The organism is Nocardia sp. NBC_01388 (assembly GCF_045040085.1).
GTDB lineage: Bacteria > Actinomycetota > Actinomycetes > Mycobacteriales > Mycobacteriaceae > Nocardia.
In genome coordinates this window covers 5,466,469-5,483,012 of record NZ_CP109553.1, presented here as the reverse complement: position 1 = coordinate 5,483,012, position 16,544 = coordinate 5,466,469, and the positions used below count along the sequence as shown (strand labels likewise).

12 protein-coding genes are annotated in these 16,544 nt (G+C 67.3%); 8 read left to right on the top strand and 4 right to left on the bottom strand.

The window, feature by feature from the left end; genetic code table 11:
- Positions 1-11: 11 nt before the first annotated feature.
- Positions 12-1,235: a hypothetical protein gene (locus OG716_RS26805; protein WP_405133438.1), complete on the bottom strand. Its 1,224-nt coding sequence runs from the start codon at positions 1,233-1,235 to the stop codon at positions 12-14.
- A gap of 33 nt (positions 1,236-1,268) precedes the next feature.
- Positions 1,269-2,846 carry a serine/threonine-protein kinase gene (locus OG716_RS26800; protein WP_405133437.1) on the bottom strand — a complete coding sequence of 526 codons (1,578 nt, stop codon included), beginning with the start codon at positions 2,844-2,846 and terminating at the stop codon, positions 1,269-1,271.
- Positions 2,847-3,003: 157 nt separating this feature from the next.
- Here OG716_RS26800 and OG716_RS26795 point away from each other — a divergent pair, with 157 nt between their 5' ends.
- Entirely contained in the window at positions 3,004-4,377 is a 1,374-nt protein-coding gene (locus OG716_RS26795; RefSeq protein ID WP_405133436.1) for an FHA domain-containing protein, read from the top strand.
- Between the two features lies 1 nt (position 4,378).
- Here OG716_RS26795 and OG716_RS26790 read toward each other — a convergent pair whose 3' ends face one another.
- The gene (locus tag OG716_RS26790) at positions 4,379-5,824 is read right to left on the bottom strand and encodes a metallopeptidase (protein WP_405139931.1); all 1,446 of its coding nucleotides are present in this window, start codon (positions 5,822-5,824) and stop codon (positions 4,379-4,381) included.
- 229 nt (positions 5,825-6,053) lie between these two features.
- Between OG716_RS26790 and OG716_RS26785 the strand changes: the two genes are divergently transcribed.
- From OG716_RS26785 to glmM, 5 genes are all read left to right on the top strand, one after another.
- The gene (locus tag OG716_RS26785) at positions 6,054-8,750 is read left to right on the top strand and encodes an FHA domain-containing protein (RefSeq protein ID WP_405133435.1); all 2,697 of its coding nucleotides are present in this window, start codon (positions 6,054-6,056) and stop codon (positions 8,748-8,750) included.
- Between the two features lie 64 nt (positions 8,751-8,814).
- The gene (locus OG716_RS26780) at positions 8,815-10,968 is read left to right on the top strand and encodes a hypothetical protein (RefSeq protein ID WP_405133434.1); all 2,154 of its coding nucleotides are present in this window, start codon (positions 8,815-8,817) and stop codon (positions 10,966-10,968) included.
- Positions 10,969-11,169: 201 nt separating this feature from the next.
- Positions 11,170-11,613 (top strand): 50S ribosomal protein L13, encoded by a 444-nt coding sequence (gene rplM, locus OG716_RS26775; RefSeq protein WP_297621223.1) that lies wholly within the window; start codon positions 11,170-11,172, stop codon positions 11,611-11,613.
- Positions 11,610-12,128, top strand: coding sequence for a 30S ribosomal protein S9 (rpsI, locus tag OG716_RS26770; RefSeq protein WP_327143807.1), 519 nt, complete (start codon positions 11,610-11,612; stop codon positions 12,126-12,128). The genes rplM and rpsI overlap by 4 nt, the downstream gene beginning before the upstream one ends.
- A 159-nt stretch (positions 12,129-12,287) precedes the next feature.
- On the top strand, positions 12,288-13,655 hold the full coding sequence (gene glmM, locus OG716_RS26765) for a phosphoglucosamine mutase (RefSeq protein WP_405133433.1): 1,368 nt from the start codon (positions 12,288-12,290) through the stop codon (positions 13,653-13,655).
- Positions 13,656-14,159: 504 nt separating this feature from the next.
- On the opposite strand, the gene OG716_RS26760 is transcribed toward glmM, so the two are convergent.
- Positions 14,160-15,800 carry an ABC-F family ATP-binding cassette domain-containing protein gene (locus OG716_RS26760; protein ID WP_405133432.1) on the bottom strand — a complete coding sequence of 547 codons (1,641 nt, stop codon included), beginning with the start codon at positions 15,798-15,800 and terminating at the stop codon, positions 14,160-14,162.
- 115 nt (positions 15,801-15,915) lie between these two features.
- On the opposite strand from OG716_RS26760, the gene OG716_RS26755 reads away from it, so the two are divergent.
- Positions 15,916-16,110 (top strand): PspC domain-containing protein, encoded by a 195-nt coding sequence (locus OG716_RS26755; protein ID WP_355124593.1) that lies wholly within the window; start codon positions 15,916-15,918, stop codon positions 16,108-16,110.
- 100 nt (positions 16,111-16,210) lie between these two features.
- A complete protein-coding gene (locus tag OG716_RS26750) occupies positions 16,211-16,519 on the top strand; it encodes a DUF6802 family protein (protein ID WP_355124595.1) in 309 nt (102 codons plus the stop codon).
- Positions 16,520-16,544: the final 25 nt, after the last annotated feature.

Genomic DNA, 16,544 nt, shown 5'->3' with positions numbered 1-16,544 from the left:
GTCCCCCCGGCTCAGTGTGCATTGACCAGAATGGCGTACTGCGCGGAAATGCGCTGCTGTGCGTCCAGCAGCTGACCCGCCGACACCTCGGCGGCGTATCGGCCGTAGGAGACGAAGCAGTAGTGCGCGTTCGCCGCGAATTCCGGGCCGATGTACTTGCGGCATTTGGCATTCGGCAGATTCTTCGGTGATTCGGCGGGCCGGAACAATCGTGAGGTCTCGCTGTGCGCCGCGACGATCTTGGCCGCGCCCGCGGCGTCGCGGGCGCGGTAGACGTAGTTGCCCTTCCACGCCACCCGGTCCACGCCCGCGTCGTCGAAAAGCTTGACCTCGTCGGGCCCCTGCACGACCTGCAGCCCGCCCTGGCGGTCGTACACACCCGGCATGCCGGCCTGATCGGGATCATCGGCGAAGGTGGGCAGCGCCCGCGCCATGATGCCGTCCGGATCCACCGGCACCTCCATGAGCTGGTCCACCGGCGTGGCCGGGAATGTGGCGAGCGCGGGCGGTATGACATCCAGGCTGCGTTGCACCCGGCCGATCTGCTTGGGCAGATCCCGGGAGCCGATCGCACTCAGGACACTGTCGAAGATATTGGTCAGAATGACGAATCTGCCGGTGGCATACCAGGATCGGACCGGGCCGCCGTCGCTGTTCTCGGCCAGGGCGTAGGCGGCCGGATACTTGTCGATCTGGATCCGCTCGGCGCCTGGGGTGGCGTCGAAATCGGCCTGTCCGAGCGCCTGCGCCGCATCGGCCGCGGATTTGTCGTCGGTGAAGAGCAGGACGATGTTCTCCAGCTCGTACGACAGGCTGACCTTCTCGTCGGATTTGCCACTGCTGACAAATCCGGACAGGAATCCTTTTGCGGCGGCGTTCAATACGGCCGGGTCGGCGGCGACGCGGCTGTGGATCGCCTGCGAACCGAAGTCGACGAAGGTGCGCACGGTGACGCCCATGGCCTGCGCCGGATACTTGACCTCCGGATCGACCTGCACGGGCAGCGGTATGTAGCCGCCCATCCGCATGGCCTCCACCTGCCTGGCCATATCGAACACGGTCGGCTTGCCGTAGTACTTCGGCTGGGTGGTGAGGTTTCCGACGTCCAGGCTCGCCAGGTTCACGACCGGTACGGGGAGGCCGGCCGGTTTGTGCGATCCGGATCCACAGGCCGCCGTCAGTGCGAGCGCCAGCGCTACTGTGGCGCTGAGCGCCGCCCGCCCCAGTTTCCGCATGGTTCCCCTCCGTCGGCCCGCGATCGGGCCACCCTACTTCACCCGGTTGTGCAGCACCGGCACCAGTTTGCTCAGCAGAACCTGTTCCGAGTCCGGGGTCCAATTGCGCATGGCGGCGACGGCGGCGGGGTCGTCGAGCGGCACCACGATGGCCCGTGAGCTGGTAATCTCGCTGGGGAGGCCGAGTAGTCCACCGCCACCGGCCTTTTCGTCACTGCGGACGGCGACGACATAGGAGTTGTCGGTCACCTGCAGCGAACCCCAGCCGTCCGAGGCGCGCGGCGAGGTCTCATCGCCATTGGGCGAGTACGCGACGTTGTAGACGAAGCCGAGGCTCTCCATGAACTTCGCCTGCTGGCTGCCGGTCAGGTAGATCGAATAGTGGCCCAGGGTCGAGTTCTGCTGGTTGACGTCTACCAGCGTGATGACCTTGCCCTGGAAGGCGGGATTGTTACTGCGCGCCTGGGCCAGTGGGGTCAGACCGCTGTTCGCCGAGGTGGGGGCGGCGTTCACCGAATTGACGGCCGGGGGGTTGCCGGTGTGATCACCGCCGCTCAGAGTGACGATGCCGACACCGGCGGCCACCGCCACCACCACCGCTCCGGCGGCCGCGCCGAGGTAGCGGCGTTTGCGGTTCTTCTTGCCCACGGCCACCGCGGTCTTGGAAGTGACTGCGGCGCTGGCATTCTCACCCGGGCGCTGCAGCATGCCGGGCGACGCCACCTGAATGGGATAGGTGGGGGAGGTATGGGTGGAGACCGGGTTGTAGCCGGGCGTCAGCGCATTGGCCGCCGCATCGGTGAATTCCCGGGAGCTGTTGAAACGATCGGCCGGATTCTTGGCCAGGGCGCGCGCGAAGAGATAGTCCAGCGCGACCGGCAGATGCGGGTTGACCGCGGTGGGACGGGGCGGCGGCTCATGTAGGTGACCCATCATGACCATGGCCGGTTGTGTTGCCGGATAAGGGTTCTGGCCGACGAGCAGTTTGTAGAACGAGCAGGCCAGGCTGTAGATATCGGCGCGGTGGTCGAGGGTGTCGCCGGAGAGCTGTTCCGGCGGGGCATAGGCGATGGTCGCCACGAAACTGCCGGTCTGGGTGAGTTCGGTGGTGTCCTCGGTGGATTTGGCCACACCGAAATCGGCCAGCAGGGCGCGCTCGTCCTCGCCGTCCACACTGGAGAGCAGGAAGTTGGCGGGTTTGATATCGCGGTGCAGCAGGCCCTTGCGGTGCGCGTAGTCCAGGCCCTTGCCGACCTGGGTGGTAATGCTCAGAGCGCGCAGCGGAGTCATGGCGGCCGGATCGCGTTTGGCCTCGGCCGAGGCGTCGGTGCCCTCCACATACTGCATGGCGATCCACAGCTGGCCGTTCTCCTCGCCCCGATTGTGCACCGAGACGATATTCGGATGGTCCAGGCCCGCAACCAGATTGGCCTCGCGTTCGAAGCGCGCCCGGAACTCCTGATCGCGGGACAGGTCCGCGGACAGCACCTTCAGCGCATCCATGCGCGGCAGGCTCGGATGCTTGCCGAGATAGACGGTGCCCATACCGCCGGAGCCGAGCACCCGGACGATCCGGTAGCCGCCGACGATGGTGCCGGGACTCATCGCCATGCTGGGACTCCTGATCGACTCGGTGGTATGGGGCGCTGCCAGCCGGAGCTTACCGACTGCACCCGCTCCGGGATGACCCAGCGGAAGCCGGTGCACGTAACCTGGTCTCTGTGTTGAACGTCCCGTGCCGCGTGTATTCCAGGGGCCGGTTCCGTTGATGGATCGGCAGGTCGAGGTTGTCGCGGGCAACCATGTGCTCATGCGGGTCGCGGGGTCGGTACTGCTGGTCGCGCACCGGGAGCGGGAGCGATTGACAGCGGGTTCGCGGGCCGTGGCCGCGGCGAATGCCCTGGCCGATCTGGTGACCGAGGCGACCCGGCAGTCGCCCGGCGGGCCCGGTGGGCTGGTGGCGCGGCAGGCGACGCGCTGGCTCATGAAGGAGGCCGAGCGGATCTCACCTGGACAGCCGGTCGAGTTCGGCATTCTGACCGCGGCCCAGAATGGTGGCCTCGCCATCTTCCTGCACGGTTCGGTGACCGCGGTGCTGGCCGGGCGCGCGGTCGAGTACTACCGCGGCGGTGACGCGGCATTCACCGTGGACCGGATCGCCGAGCAGCCCGGGCGGGCCGCGGCGCTGTTCGTCGAGGATGGCAAGCGGCGGGTGCCGGAGCTACCCGAGCGCGGAATCGGTTCGCTGGTGGCGGGTGTCGCGCAGGCCGTGGGCGCGGTGGTGTGGTTCGAAGGAGAACCGGCGGTGCCGCAGCTGCCGGATCCGCCGCCGACCGCCGCCTACGAGTCGGACTCACAGCCGATTCCGCTGGATCCCAACCTGACTCCGACCCGCACCTCGACCAGCGTTCCCGCTGGGCTGTATCTTCCGCCTGTTCCGAGCGATGAGCGAGAGCTCGAATCACCCCCTGCCACAGCCGGTTACGATCCGCTCGGGCGGGCTGCGGACGACTGCGACCCGCATCGCGCACCCACCGAGATGGGCGGCGTCCGACGGGCTGACCCGAGCGGCGGCCCGGCCGAAACAGGCGGCACCAATCCGGCGCCGAAACCCGATCCGGATCTTCAGCGCCGGCTCGAGGCGACGGCCAAGGCCACCGCGCTCACCGTCAAGGTGCTCGGATTCAAGTGTGCGCGAGCGCATCCCAGCGATCCCCGGTCGGCGTTCTGCAGTGTGTGCGGAATGCCGGTGGATCAGACCCAGCCGGTGGCCGAGGTGATCCGGCCGCCGCTGGGCATGCTGGTGCTCGACGACGGTATGACCTACATGCTGGCCGCCGATGCCGTGGTGGGCCGCGATCCGGAGCAGTCCGAGGCGGCGCGAGCGGGGCTGGCGCCCTTGAAGATCGACGACAATTCCGGTGGCATGTCCCGGGCGCACGCCGAAATCCGGCTGGTGAACTGGGATGTCACGCTGGTCGATCGGGGATCGACCAACGGCACCCGGGCGCGGCTGCCCGGATATCGGGATTGGGTTCGGCTGCAAGCGAATCAGCCGATGACGCTGGTTCCGGGGACCGAGATGATGCTGGGAAATCGGGTGCTGCGGCTGGAGCCGGTCGCGCCGCCGCCGTTCGGGTGAGCTACGAATACCGTGAGGTGCAGGTGTTCTGGTTGCCCAGGACGCCGGCGCGGAAGGCGTCCACTCGGGAGAAGCCGCTCGGCACCGTATTGCCGTCGGTGTCGCTGGCGGCCAGGCCGTCGGTGAGCAGGCCCGATACCGCCTCGTCCAGATCGCCCGAGGACAGCCCGATATCACCGTCGGACTTGGATCGGCCGGGGTCGGCCATCTTTCCGGTGATCACGCCGGAGAGGCAGGCCGCGCGCAGACCGGTCTTCGCACCCTTGAGCGTCTGCCCGGTGCTCTGCTGCACCGCCAGCGCATAGCGGGAGATGAAGACCACGTAGGCGGTGAAGGCGCCGGTCACCTTGACCGGAAGGCCGTCCTGCTCATCGGTATTGACCACGCCCCGATCGTGCAGCGCGGGCAGATCGGTGCCGATGGTGTTGGTGGCGGGGCAGTAGGTGACCGGTTCGGTGTCTTTTCCATTGCGGCAGCTCATCTTCGCGCTGTCGTAGCTGTACTTCGGCTCCTTGGAGATCGGCATGATGGCGGCCATCTCCTTGGTCAGCTGGTCGAGATGGGCCTGGTCCACATCCGTCTCATTGTCCGCGGTGTCACTGCCCAGCGACTGCGGCAGATTGCCGCGCCGGCGCTCGATCTCCTTGGTATCGATGCTTTTACAGCCCTTGGGCCCATCGGTGAAACCGACCTGCACGGCGGTGACACGCTCGAACGCGGAACCGTGCACGCTGCCCGGATCATTCGGATTCTCGTCGCGAATGGCGACGGTGGTGGCCAGGATCGCGTTCAGGCCATCGGAGGTATTGATGGTGAAATGCTTCGCTTTGCCCTCTGCCACATAGCGAATGAACGCGCCGGAGAAACAGTCGGCCTGCTGCTCCTTGACCAGGGTCGGGGTCTTGCGATTGACGATATTGGCCATGGTCTGGATGGCGTGGCCGTACTCGTGCGCCAGCACCGTCACCACCGACATCTTCCCGAAGGTGTCCTGCACGGTCGGCAGCAGCACCGTGCGGTCCCAGCCGATGGAGCCGTCGAGACTGCAGAACGCGGCATTGACGAGCCGGTAGGTGCTCTCCTGACAGAACTGCACGGACTGCGCTCGCGGGGCCTTCGCGCTCCAGGAGATGAACTTGTCGACGGGTGCGAAGGCGCCGTCGAACTCCTTCGGATACTCACCCTGCCAATAGGTCTGAATATCATCGAGGGCGTTGAGGACCAGCTTGTCGATCGGCCCGCCGTCGGAATTCGACGCTGTCAGCGTCGAATCCGGGACGCCCGTGCGCGGTCCGTTCGGACCACTGGTGGTGGGTAGTCCGGCCACTTTGAACGGATCGTCGTAGATCGAGACCGCCCGGCCGCCGATGTTTCGTGTGCACCCGGTCAACAGCACAGCGATCAAGATGAGAACGGCGAATGTCACTGTCGCCCGGCGCCCGCGCATCCCCACATCCACTCCCTCACGGCCGACCGCAAATCCACCCCGGATCGGATATCGCGGCATACCGCGCAGCCCGAGCCTCACGCATATTATCCGCCGGGCCGCCACCGCGCCGTGCGGGTTACCTGCGGTTCCGGGCGGTTGCGGCCGGATCGATGCCTGCCGCCGGGCTCTCGGCGGACGGCCGGATACTCCCCGGGTCCGCGGCGGTGCAGCCGGTAGTATCCGGGCCATGTCTTTACCGGGGGCGCAGCAGATCACCGTGCGTCATGAAGGAACCGATCGGGTCTTCGACGCGAGCCAGCAGATCACCATGGGGCGGGCCCCGGAAGTCATAGTCTTTGTCGACAGCCCGCTGGTTTCCCGTGTGCACGCGACCCTGGCCTGGCGCGGGAACAGCTGGGTGCTCGCTGACAACGGCAGCACCAACGGCGTTTTCGTGGACGCTCGCCGGTTGAGCCAGCCGATCCCGATCGACCGGCCCACCCAGGTTCGGCTCGGCGATGCCATCACCGGTCCACTGCTGCACCTGATTCCGCGGGTGGGGACCCCGCAGGGACCGCCGTCGCAGCCGCCGTCGCAGCCGCAGCCGCAGCAGCGCTGGGTGCCGCCGGTGCAGAATCGGCCGCAGCCGCAGTGGCCGCCTACGCCGCCGCAGCAGCGCCCGCCGGTCTCCGGGCAGCAGCCGCACGTACAGGGTGGGCGTCCGCCTGTCAGCGGGGCCCAGCCGCCGGTGCACGTACCGCCGCGCCCTGCGCAGTCGGGGCCGCAGCATCCGGTGCAGCCGCAGTCGGGGCCGCAGCATCCGGTGCAGCCGCAGTCGGGGCCGCAGCATCCGGTGCAGCCGCAGTCGCGGCAGCAGCCGGTGCAACCATCGGTGCCGCTGCACCCCGAAGCTCCGGACAATCTGAATATGACTGCCAAGGCCAGCATTTCGGCGGCGCCGCCGGTGCGGGCACGCGCGGCCACCGGTCCGGCCGCGCGGGCGGATCGAATTCCGCCGGGCGGCTTGAACATCGGCCGTACCAGTGACAATCAGATCGTCGTCAATGATCCGCTGGCCTCGCGCCGGCATGCCCGGCTGCTGTCCGATCGCGGCAATCTGGCCATCGAGGATCTCGGATCGGCCAATGGCACCTTCGTCAACGGCCGCCGTGAGCAGCGCGCGGTGCTGCGCGACCGCGACATCATCACCGTCGGTAATGTCGACTTCGAGGTTCAGCAGGGCACTCTCGTGCGCCGGGAGCGCCCGCCCGCCGAGCAGGGTCTGCACGTGCACGGGGTCAGTTTCACCGTCGAGGGCAATAAGCAGCTGCTCGTCGATGTGAATATGCAGGCCGGGCGGGGCACGCTGACCGCGCTCATCGGCCCGTCCGGTGCGGGCAAGTCGACCTTGTCCAAACTCATTGCGGGAACGACACAACCGTCCTCGGGTGTGGTCACCTTCGAGGGTCGCGGGCTGCACGCCGAATACGAAGCGCTGCGCTCGCGCATCGGCATGGTGCCGCAGGACGATGTGCTGCACCGGCAGCTCACCGTCAAACAGGCGCTCGGTTTCGCCGCACAGCTGCGACTGCCGCCCGATACCAGCCGGGCCGACCGGCAGCGCGTCATCGACGGTGTGCTGGACGAGCTTTCGCTCACCCAGCATGCCGATACCCGGGTGGACCGGCTCTCCGGTGGTCAGCGCAAGCGCGCCTCGGTGGCCATGGAACTGCTCACCGGTCCCTCGCTGCTGATTCTCGACGAGCCCACCTCCGGTCTGGATCCGGCGCTGGACCGTCAGGTCATGACCATGCTGCGCGAGCTCGCCGACGCCGGCCGCACCGTTATCGTGGTCACGCATTCCGTTGCGTGCCTGGATATGTGCGATCAGGTGCTGCTGCTCGCGCCCGGCGGCAAGACCGCGTTCTGCGGGCATCCGGGCAGTGTGCGCGATTTCCTCGGCACCAGTGACTGGGCGGAGATCTTCTCCCGCGTCGCCAGTGATCCCGATCGCGCCTTCGCGAATTTCCGCTCCAGGCAGGCATTTGCGCCACCACCACCGGCCGTGCAGCAGGGCGGGAAGGCGAAGCCACCGAAATCCAGTGCACTCAAGCAGTTCTCGACACTGTCGCGCCGGCAGTTCCGGCTGGTGCTCGCCGATCGCGGGTATCTCGCCTTCCTGCTGATACTTCCGTTCGTGCTGGGCGGGCTGTCGCTGGTGGTGCCGGGCAAGAACGGCTTCCAGAAGGGCGGGTTCACCCAGATGCCCGACGGCTCCTTCGTCGCCACCGGCGGCAGTGAGGCGCAATCGCTGCTGGTGGTGCTGATTCTCGGCGCCTGCTTCATGGGATCGACACTGACGGTGCGTGATCTGGTGGGCGAGCGTGCCATCTACTACCGCGAGCGCGCGGTCGGATTGCGCTCCGGCTCCTACCTGATGTCCAAGGTCGTGGTGTTCAGCTTCGCCGCGCTGCTGCAGTCCGGCGTGATGATGGGCATCGTGCTCCTGGCCAAAAAGCGGCCGGGACCGGGCGCGGTCCTCTCCGCTGGTAGCGCCGAGTTGTACATCGATATCGCGATGACCGCGGTGACCTGTGTAGTGGTCGGGCTGCTGCTGTCCACACTCGCCAAGTCCAATGAGCAGGTGATGCCGCTGCTGGTGGTCACCATCATGGCGCAGCTGGTCATGGCGGGCGGCATGATCCCGGTGACCAGCCGTGTTGTGCTGGAACAGGTTTCGTGGCTGTTCCCGGCGCGCTGGGGCTATGCGTCGGGCGCGTCCACGGTCAATATTCGCGAGCTCTTCGCCACCGCGCAGCCCGATCGGCTGTGGAAGCACGCGGCGAATATCTGGTATCTGGATATCGGCATGCTGCTGGTGCTCACCGTCATTCTGACGCTGTTCACCTGGTCGCGGCTGCGGCTGAAGAAGTCCGCGGTATGACCCCGGGGGCCCGGTTGGGCAGGGAGTCGCGCGCTTCCCTCGGCGAGCAGGCACACTGATGGCTGTGACAGCTCGAGTTGGGGCAGTGCATCTGGGCTGGGACGTGGTATCGGTGGCCGCCGGTGGCGGTGGCGCGTCGATACGTCCGGTCCAGGTCGAGGGCACATATACACCGCCCGCCTATCTGCTGGCGGATTCATCCGGCCGACTGCATACCGCAGGTGTGGACCGGCGTCCCGACGTCGGCATCGCCATCTCCGATGTGCGCGACATCCTGGGGCATCCGCAGATCGTGGTGGCCGGGGCGACCTGGCCCGCGGACCTGGTGTTCAAGGCACGCATGTTCAATCCGCTGGCGGCGGTGATCACACATCTGGGCGCGCAGCCCGATGTGCTGGCGCTGCCGTTCCCCGATGAGTGGCCCGACCCCAAGGTCGACGAATTCGTGCGCCTGGTCGAGAACCTCGGCGTTGTGGCCGAGGCGCTGCCCGAATCGGTGGCGCTCTCCGGATACATTCGCGCGCTCGGACTGGTGCGCGGCACCGGTCGCGGGCCGGGGGCCGGCGCCACCGGCGTCTACTCCGACGGACGTGAAGTGCTGGTGGTGGCCGTGCACGGCGACGACGATCAGCCCACCGAATCGGTGAGCGTGCCCATCACCGCCGACGCTCTGCATCAGGCGCGGGCCGCCGACAATGTGGTCATCGAGGTGATGGCCGCCGCGCGCGGCGTCGGCGCCGATACCTCCACCGTGCTGCTGGCCGGCAATGTGTGCTTCAACGACGCGCTGCGACTGGCCTTCCAGAACCATCTCGGGCACCGGTTCCACGTGGCGGAGCATCCGATGCACGCGCTGGTGCTCGGCGCCACGCATCTGCTGGTCAATGACAGTGAGCTCACCGCGGAGGCGATGGCGGCTCGCCCGGAAACGCAGGTCCCGCAACAGGGTTCGACCCCGAGCGCGCCGCGGCATGCGGACCACGGTGGCCGGTCCGGGCCCTCGACCGGGGAGTTCCCGCGGCACGGACAGGTCGCGCCGCAGGGCCCGGCGGTGCCGGAGCCGGCAGGCGCGGAGGCCCGGCCGGTGGATCAGGGTCCGCGAAATGTGGCGCCGCCGAGTGAATCCGGTGCACCGCGCACCGAATCTCCGCATGCGGCAGGTCCTGTCACCGGAACACAGCCGGTGGTCGATCCAGCGGGGGAGACCCGGCGGGTGAGTGCCGAGGACCTCGCGCAGGTTCCGACCGCTTCGCGCGGTGGGCTGCCGCCGGGGCTGGCGGGGGTGGGTGGACGTTTCACCCGGCCGCCGGGGACTCCGGCCGATGATCAGATGACGGCTGTCATGGGGCATACGGCGCAGCCCGGCCAGGAGAGCCAGGGTTACGGCCAGGAGTGGCAGGGTTACGGCCAGCCCGGTGCGCAACAGCGTCCGGCCGGTGAGGGCTATGGGCCCGGGCAGACTAATCCCGTTGCGGGACAGCAGAACCCGGGTTCGGATCAGCCCAATTCTCCTGCGGTGCAATATGGTCCGGGTTACGGTCCGACCGGCGCTCCGCAGGGGCAACCCGGTTACGGCCAGCAGGGGCAACCGAACTACGGACAGCAGGGGCAACCCGGCTACGGCCCGCAGGACGGGTCCGCGCAGGGCCGGTTCGGCCAGCCCGGACAGGGTGATTACGGCGCTCCGGGCACGGGATACGGCCCGGGCAACTACGGCGGACCGGGTGCGAACTTTGCGGGTCCTTCCGGAAACGCTCCTGGTCAGGCCGGTGCGATGTACGGTGGGTCGATGCCGCAGAGTGGGTCGCGTCAGCCGAATCCGCAGCCGCCGGAAGAAGGTGCCGGACAGTCTGATTCGAGTTCCGGTGGTGACGGCAAGCGTAAGGGTAAGCTGTGGAACAAGATGAAGGGCAACCTGTTCGGTGCGCCCATCATCATCGGCGCCGCCGCGCTGGGCACCATGGGCATGATGCATTCCGATACCGAATCGGTGCAGCTCGCGGCCGGGCAGTCCGGCATATCCGACATGTTGGATACGCACCTGATCGATCAGGTCTGCGCGCTGACCCCGTGGGCCTCGGGCACCCCGCTGCCGGGCATCTCCAGCATCGACGATCCGCAGCACCTAGGTTGCCTCACGCTCGGCATCGATACGCTGCGCTACACCATTCCGGGACCGGTCCGAGGTGTGGACCCGGGCCCGCCGATGCAGATCTGACCTGGTCGTAGTCCGGTTCCGGCCGGTGGGGCAGCGGCCGGTTTCAGGTCGATAGGGCAGCGCTGGTACTGTGGCTCGTTGGCGTGCGGTACGGCCGGGGTTCATTCCTGGCTGTCGCGCGAGCCCCGGGTCTCCACCAGCCGCCGGGATCACTCGACCACATGCCTGGCTGGCACCACATACGACAGACAGGGAACGACTGTGCCTACGTACAGCCCGAAGGCGGGTGACGTGACCCGCCAGTGGTACGTCATCGACGCCACTGACGTAGTCCTCGGACGTCTCGCCGTTCAGGCAGCGAACCTGCTGCGCGGCAAGACCAAGCCGACCTACGCTCCGCACGTCGATGGTGGCGACTTCGTCATCATCATCAACGCTGACAAGGTTGCCGTTTCCGGCAACAAGCGTGAGAACAAGTTCATCCACACCCACTCCGGGCACCCGGGCGGACTCAAGTCCCGCTCCGTCGGCGAAATCCTGGACACCCGCCCCGACCGTCTGGTCGAGCGCGCGGTCAAGGGCATGATCCCGAAGAACAAGCTCGGTAACAGCATCGGCGGCAAGCTGAAGGTCTACGCAGGCCCGAACCACCCGCATGCTGCCCAGCAGCCCATTCCGTTCGAGATCAAGCAGGTGGCACAGTGACCGCTCCTGAGGAATTCAACGACGACGAGTTCGTCGTGGAAGACACCACCGTCGAGGTCGTCGAGGAGGGTGACGGCTACGAGGCCGAGTTCACCGCCGAGGAAGAGACCTTCGCTCCGGTCCTCATCGACCGCCCGGTGCAGACCGTCGGCCGTCGTAAGGAAGCCGTTGTTCGCGTGCGCCTGGTGCCGGGTTCCGGCAACTTCGTGCTGAACGGCCGCACCATCGAGAACTACTTCCCGAACAAGGTGCACCAGCAGCTGGTGAAGTCCCCGCTGGTGCTCGTCGAGCGCAGCGAGTCCTTCGACATCTTCGCTCGTCTCGTCGGCGGCGGCCCGTCCGGTCAGGCCGGCGCCCTGCGTCTGGCGATCGCGCGTGCGCTGATCATCGTCACCCCGGATGACCGTCCCGCCCTCAAGCGTGCCGGCTTCCTGACCCGTGACGACCGCGCCGTCGAGCGTAAGAAGTACGGTCTGAAGAAGGCCCGCAAGGCGCCGCAGTACTCGAAGCGCTGATTTTCCGCCGTCGGGCTGCACCGTGTTCGAACCTGCTTCGGGCCGAACGCGGTACGGTCTACACGGCAACCTGTACGAGAGCAGGCTCCCTGCAACGGTTTTCGCGAACCGTTCGGGTGCCTGCTCTCGTGCTGTATATCGACCGGTCAGGGGTGAGGTATGGGACGTTTGTTCGGCACCGACGGAGTCCGCGGGCTCGCCAACGACTCGCTGAGTCCGGAACTGGCGCTGCAGGTTTCGGCCGCCGCGGCGCAGGTGCTCAGTCGCGGGAAGAAGCGCGCACTGGCCGTGGTGGGGCGTGACCCGCGTGCCAGTGGTGAAATGCTGGAGGCCGCAGTCACCGCGGGGCTGACTTCCGTTGGCGTGGACGTACTTTCGGTAGGTGTTCTGCCGACACCGGCCGTCGCCTACCTCACCGGCGTGTACGACGCGTGCCTGGGCGTGATGATCTCCGCCTCGCACAATCCCATGCCGGACAACGGCATCAAGATCTTCGCCGCGGGCGGGCACAAGCTCGACGACGCCATCGAGGACCGCATCGAGACGCTCATGGCCGAGGGCAGGTTCAATCGGCCTGTGGGCGCGGGCGTCGGGCGGGTGCTCGGCAAGCCGGGGCAGCTGTTCGGCACCCACGATCAGTACAGCCTCGAAGGCACCCATGAGCGCTATGTGGAGCACCTGGTGGAAGCCACCGGGCGTGACCTGAGCGGGCTCACCGTGGTGGTGGACTGCGCGCACGGCGCGGCCTCCGAGGTCGGCCCGGCCGCCCTCCGTGAGGCGGGCGCGACGGTGGTCGCCATCAATGCCGATCCCGACGGCCTGAACATCAACGAGGGTTGCGGATCGACGCATCTGGGGCCGATCCAGCGCGCGGTGGTCGAACACGGCGGCGATCTGGGCCTGGCGCTGGACGGTGACGCCGACCGCTGCCTGGCCGTGGACGCCACCGGCGCCATCGTCGACGGCGACGCCATCATGGCCGTCATCGCGCTGGCCATGCGGGACTCCGGCGAACTGGCCGAGGACACCCTCGTCGCCACCGTCATGAGCAATCTGGGTCTGCACATCGCCATGCGCGAGGCCGGAATCGCCATGCGCACCACCGCCGTCGGCGATCGCTACGTGCTGGAGGAGCTGCGCCGCAGCGGCCTCACCCTCGGCGGCGAACAATCCGGCCATGTGGTGCTGCCCAAATTCGGCACCACCGGCGACGGCGTCCTCACCGGCCTCAAGCTGATGGCCCGAATGGCCGAAACCGGCCGCACCCTGGCCGATCTCGCGGCCATCGTGCAGACCGTCCCGCAGGTCCTGGTGAACGTCCACGTCTCCGACAAGGCCGCCGTCGCGACCGCCACCGAGGTCGTCGCCGCGGTCACCGAAGCCGAACGCCTCCTCGGCGACACCGGCCGAGTCCTGCTGCGCCCCAGCGGAACCGAACAACTCGTCCGCGTCATGGTGGAAGCCACCGACCCCGGCCTCGCCCAGCGCCTGGCCGACGACCTCGCCAAGCTGGTCGCCGCCGTCTGACCCCGGCTGGCCGCACAGCCTGTCTGCTCGATCGCAACGCCTGCCTGCTCGACCGGCACAGCCCGTCTCGGCTGAGCGAACAGCCCGTGTCTGGATCGCACAGCCCGTCTGGTGGGTCGAACAGCGTATCTCTGGATCGAACAGACCTTGTCGGGGCTGTTCGGTAGAGAGGGAGGCTGTTCCGTCGAACGGCGTGCGGAAAAGAAGCCGTGCTGGGCACGTCGCCTGCCGTACCCGGCTTGGGCTCCCGGCTCAGGGGGAACCTCACGTTCCTGACAGGGGGACTGGCCCTGGTTACCTTGCGAGACAAAACTCGAAAAGACAGAAGGCGCAAGAACAAAGGCTCAGGGGTGCCCTTGAGGGAGGCTTACTCATCGAGAGGGCTCTCACGGTGGCGGTTTGCGGGTCGCCACCGTGAGAGCCCTCTCGATGAAATGGCCTGCGGGTTGGTAGGGCACGACTGGGTGGTCACGCCGAAATTGTCCGGCTCTCTCGGTTGGGTGGCTAGTCCTCTGTGAGTTTGCCGCTCTCCAGGTGCCAGCGGCGGGTGGCACGGACGTTGTCGAGCATGCGGCGGTCATGGGTGACGAGGAGGACTGTGCCGGTGAAGGATTCGACTGCCTCCTCGAGTTGTTCGATGGCGGCCAGGTCCAGGTGGTTGGTGGGCTCGTCGAGGACCAGGAGGTTGACGCCGCGGGCTTGCAGGAGGGCCAGGGCGGCTCGGGTGCGTTCGCCGGGGGAGAGGGTGTCGTTGGGGCGCAGGACGTGTGGGCCGCGGAGGCCGAATTTGGCCAGGAGGGTGCGGACTTCGGCTTCGGGCCAGTCGGGGATTTCGGCGCTGAAAGTATCGGAGAGGGTGGAGGTTCCGCGGAAGAGGCCGCGGGCCTGGTCGACTTCGCCGATCGCCACCGCGGAGCCGAGGGAGGCGGATCCGTTGTCCGGCTTCGTTTTTCCGAGCAGGACCGACAGCAGGGTGGATTTGCCCGCGCCGTTGGCTCCGGTCAGGACGATGCGGTCGCCGTAGTCCACCTGGACGGTGACGGGGCCGAGGGTGAAATCACCGCGTGTGACAGTCGCATTCGAGAGGGTGGCGACGACCGAGCCGCTGCGGGGGGCGGCGGCGATGACCATGCGCAGTTCCCACTCCTTGCGCGGCTCCTCGACCGCGTCCAGGCGCTCGATGCGGCGCATGGTCTGTTTGACCTTCGACGCCTGCTTCTCGGTGGCTTCCGCGCGCGCTTTGCGGCCGAGTTTGTCGGAGTCCTGCTTGCTCTTGCGGCGGGCATTGCGCACACCGTGTTCCATCCAATTGCGCTGCATGCCGGCGCGGGCTTCGAGGCCGGCCTTGGTGTCGGCGTAGTCCTCGAAGGCCTCGCGGACGTGGCGGCGGGCGATCTCGCGTTCCTCGAGATACGACTCGTAGCCACCGTCGTAGATGCCGACCTGCTGCTGTGCCAGATCCAGTTCCACAATGCTGTTCACGGTGCGCGCCAGGAACTCTCGGTCGTGGCTGATCACCATGAGCGGCTCGCGGATGCCGGTGACGAACTGCTCCAGGCGGGCCAGGCCGTCCAGGTCGAGGTCGTTGGTGGGCTCGTCCAGCAGCAGAATGTCGAAGCGGGACAACAGGACCGAGGCCAGACCGGCGCGGGCCGCCTGGCCGCCGGACAGAACAGTCATGGGGGTTTCCAGGCCGTGCGGCAGGCTGGCGGTCAGGCCGAGGTCGGCGGCGGTCTCGTCGGCGCGCTGCTCCAGATCCGCGCCGCCGAGGGCGAGCCAGCGTTCCAGGGCGGGGGAGAACTCGTCGTCGCCGCCTTCGGCCAGTCGTTCGGCGGCCTCGTCCATGATGCGCTGGGCCTCGCCGACGCCGGTGCGGCGGCGCAGGAATTCGAGCACCGTCTCGCCCTCGATGCGCTCCGGTTCCTGGGCCAGGTAGCCGACCGTGGCATCGGGCGGGCTGAGGGTGATCTCGCCCTCGGGGGCGTGCCCGTCGGCGAGCATGCGCAGCAGAGTGGACTTTCCGGCGCCGTTCACCCCCACCAGGCCGATCACATCGCCGGGGGCCAGGATGAGATCGAGGTCTTCGAAGAGGGTGCGTTCGCCGTGTCCGGCAGCGAGTCCGCGCGCATGCAGAGTGGTGCTCACCTGCGCGATTCTGCCCTGTTCAGGGTTGCACCCTGACTCCGCCCTACCGAAGTTCAGGGTGCGAATGGGTCAGGGGACCGATGTGCGGCGGGCCCGCGGTGCGGAGAGTGGAGGTATGACAACACAGACCACCAAGCGCCTGACCCGTTCGAACCATGACAAGTGGATTGCCGGAGTCTGCGGGGGCATTGCCGAATACTTCGGCTGGAACGCCAATATCGTCCGGCTGCTGTTCGTGCTCTCCTGCCTGCTGCCCGGACCGCAGTTCATCCTCTACATCATTCTGTGGATCATCATTCCGAAGCACTGAGTTATCCACAGCTGAGAGTTATCCACATTCGGTATGAAGGGGCTGCGTGCCGTCGGCGCGAGTGACAGGATGGTTATCACGTCACTGCGGAGGAGCGCACATGGTCACATCGGGTGATCTGCCGGGCCTGGATCTGCCGAATCTCGACTCACATTCCGAGCTCGGTGCGCTCGGCGCGATAGAGCTAGCGCACCCGACCCAGGATATCGATGGTGACGGTCTGCCCGACACCGTGACCACCAATACCGACCACGCCATGCACGTGTGGACCGATATGGATCACGACGGGTACGCCGATCATGTGACCGTCGTGGATACCGGCGGTGACTACTCGGCCTGGGAGTTCCATCATCATCCGGACGGCTCCTCCGAGTGGGTGCGCACAGACGAAGGGCGCCTGGGCAGGTAGCCGAACCGGGGGGATTCGAGCGAGG

Bases quoted from the DNA above. Each gene is read 5' to 3' on its own strand.
- OG716_RS26805 (WP_405133438.1), bottom strand. From the start codon at position 1,235: ATGCGGAAACTGGGGCGGGCGGCGCTCAGCGCCACAGTAGCGCTGGCG.
- OG716_RS26800 (WP_405133437.1), bottom strand. From the start codon at position 2,846: ATGGCGATGAGTCCCGGCACCATCGTCGGCGGCTACCGGATCGTCCGG.
- OG716_RS26795 (WP_405133436.1), top strand. From the start codon at position 3,004: ATGGATCGGCAGGTCGAGGTTGTCGCGGGCAACCATGTGCTCATGCGG.
- OG716_RS26790 (WP_405139931.1), bottom strand. From the start codon at position 5,824: ATGCGCGGGCGCCGGGCGACAGTGACATTCGCCGTTCTCATCTTGATC.
- OG716_RS26785 (WP_405133435.1), top strand. From the start codon at position 6,054: ATGTCTTTACCGGGGGCGCAGCAGATCACCGTGCGTCATGAAGGAACC.
- glmM (WP_405133433.1), top strand. From the start codon at position 12,288: ATGGGACGTTTGTTCGGCACCGACGGAGTCCGCGGGCTCGCCAACGAC.
- OG716_RS26755 (WP_355124593.1), top strand. From the start codon at position 15,916: ATGACAACACAGACCACCAAGCGCCTGACCCGTTCGAACCATGACAAG.
- OG716_RS26750 (WP_355124595.1), top strand. From the start codon at position 16,211: ATGGTCACATCGGGTGATCTGCCGGGCCTGGATCTGCCGAATCTCGAC.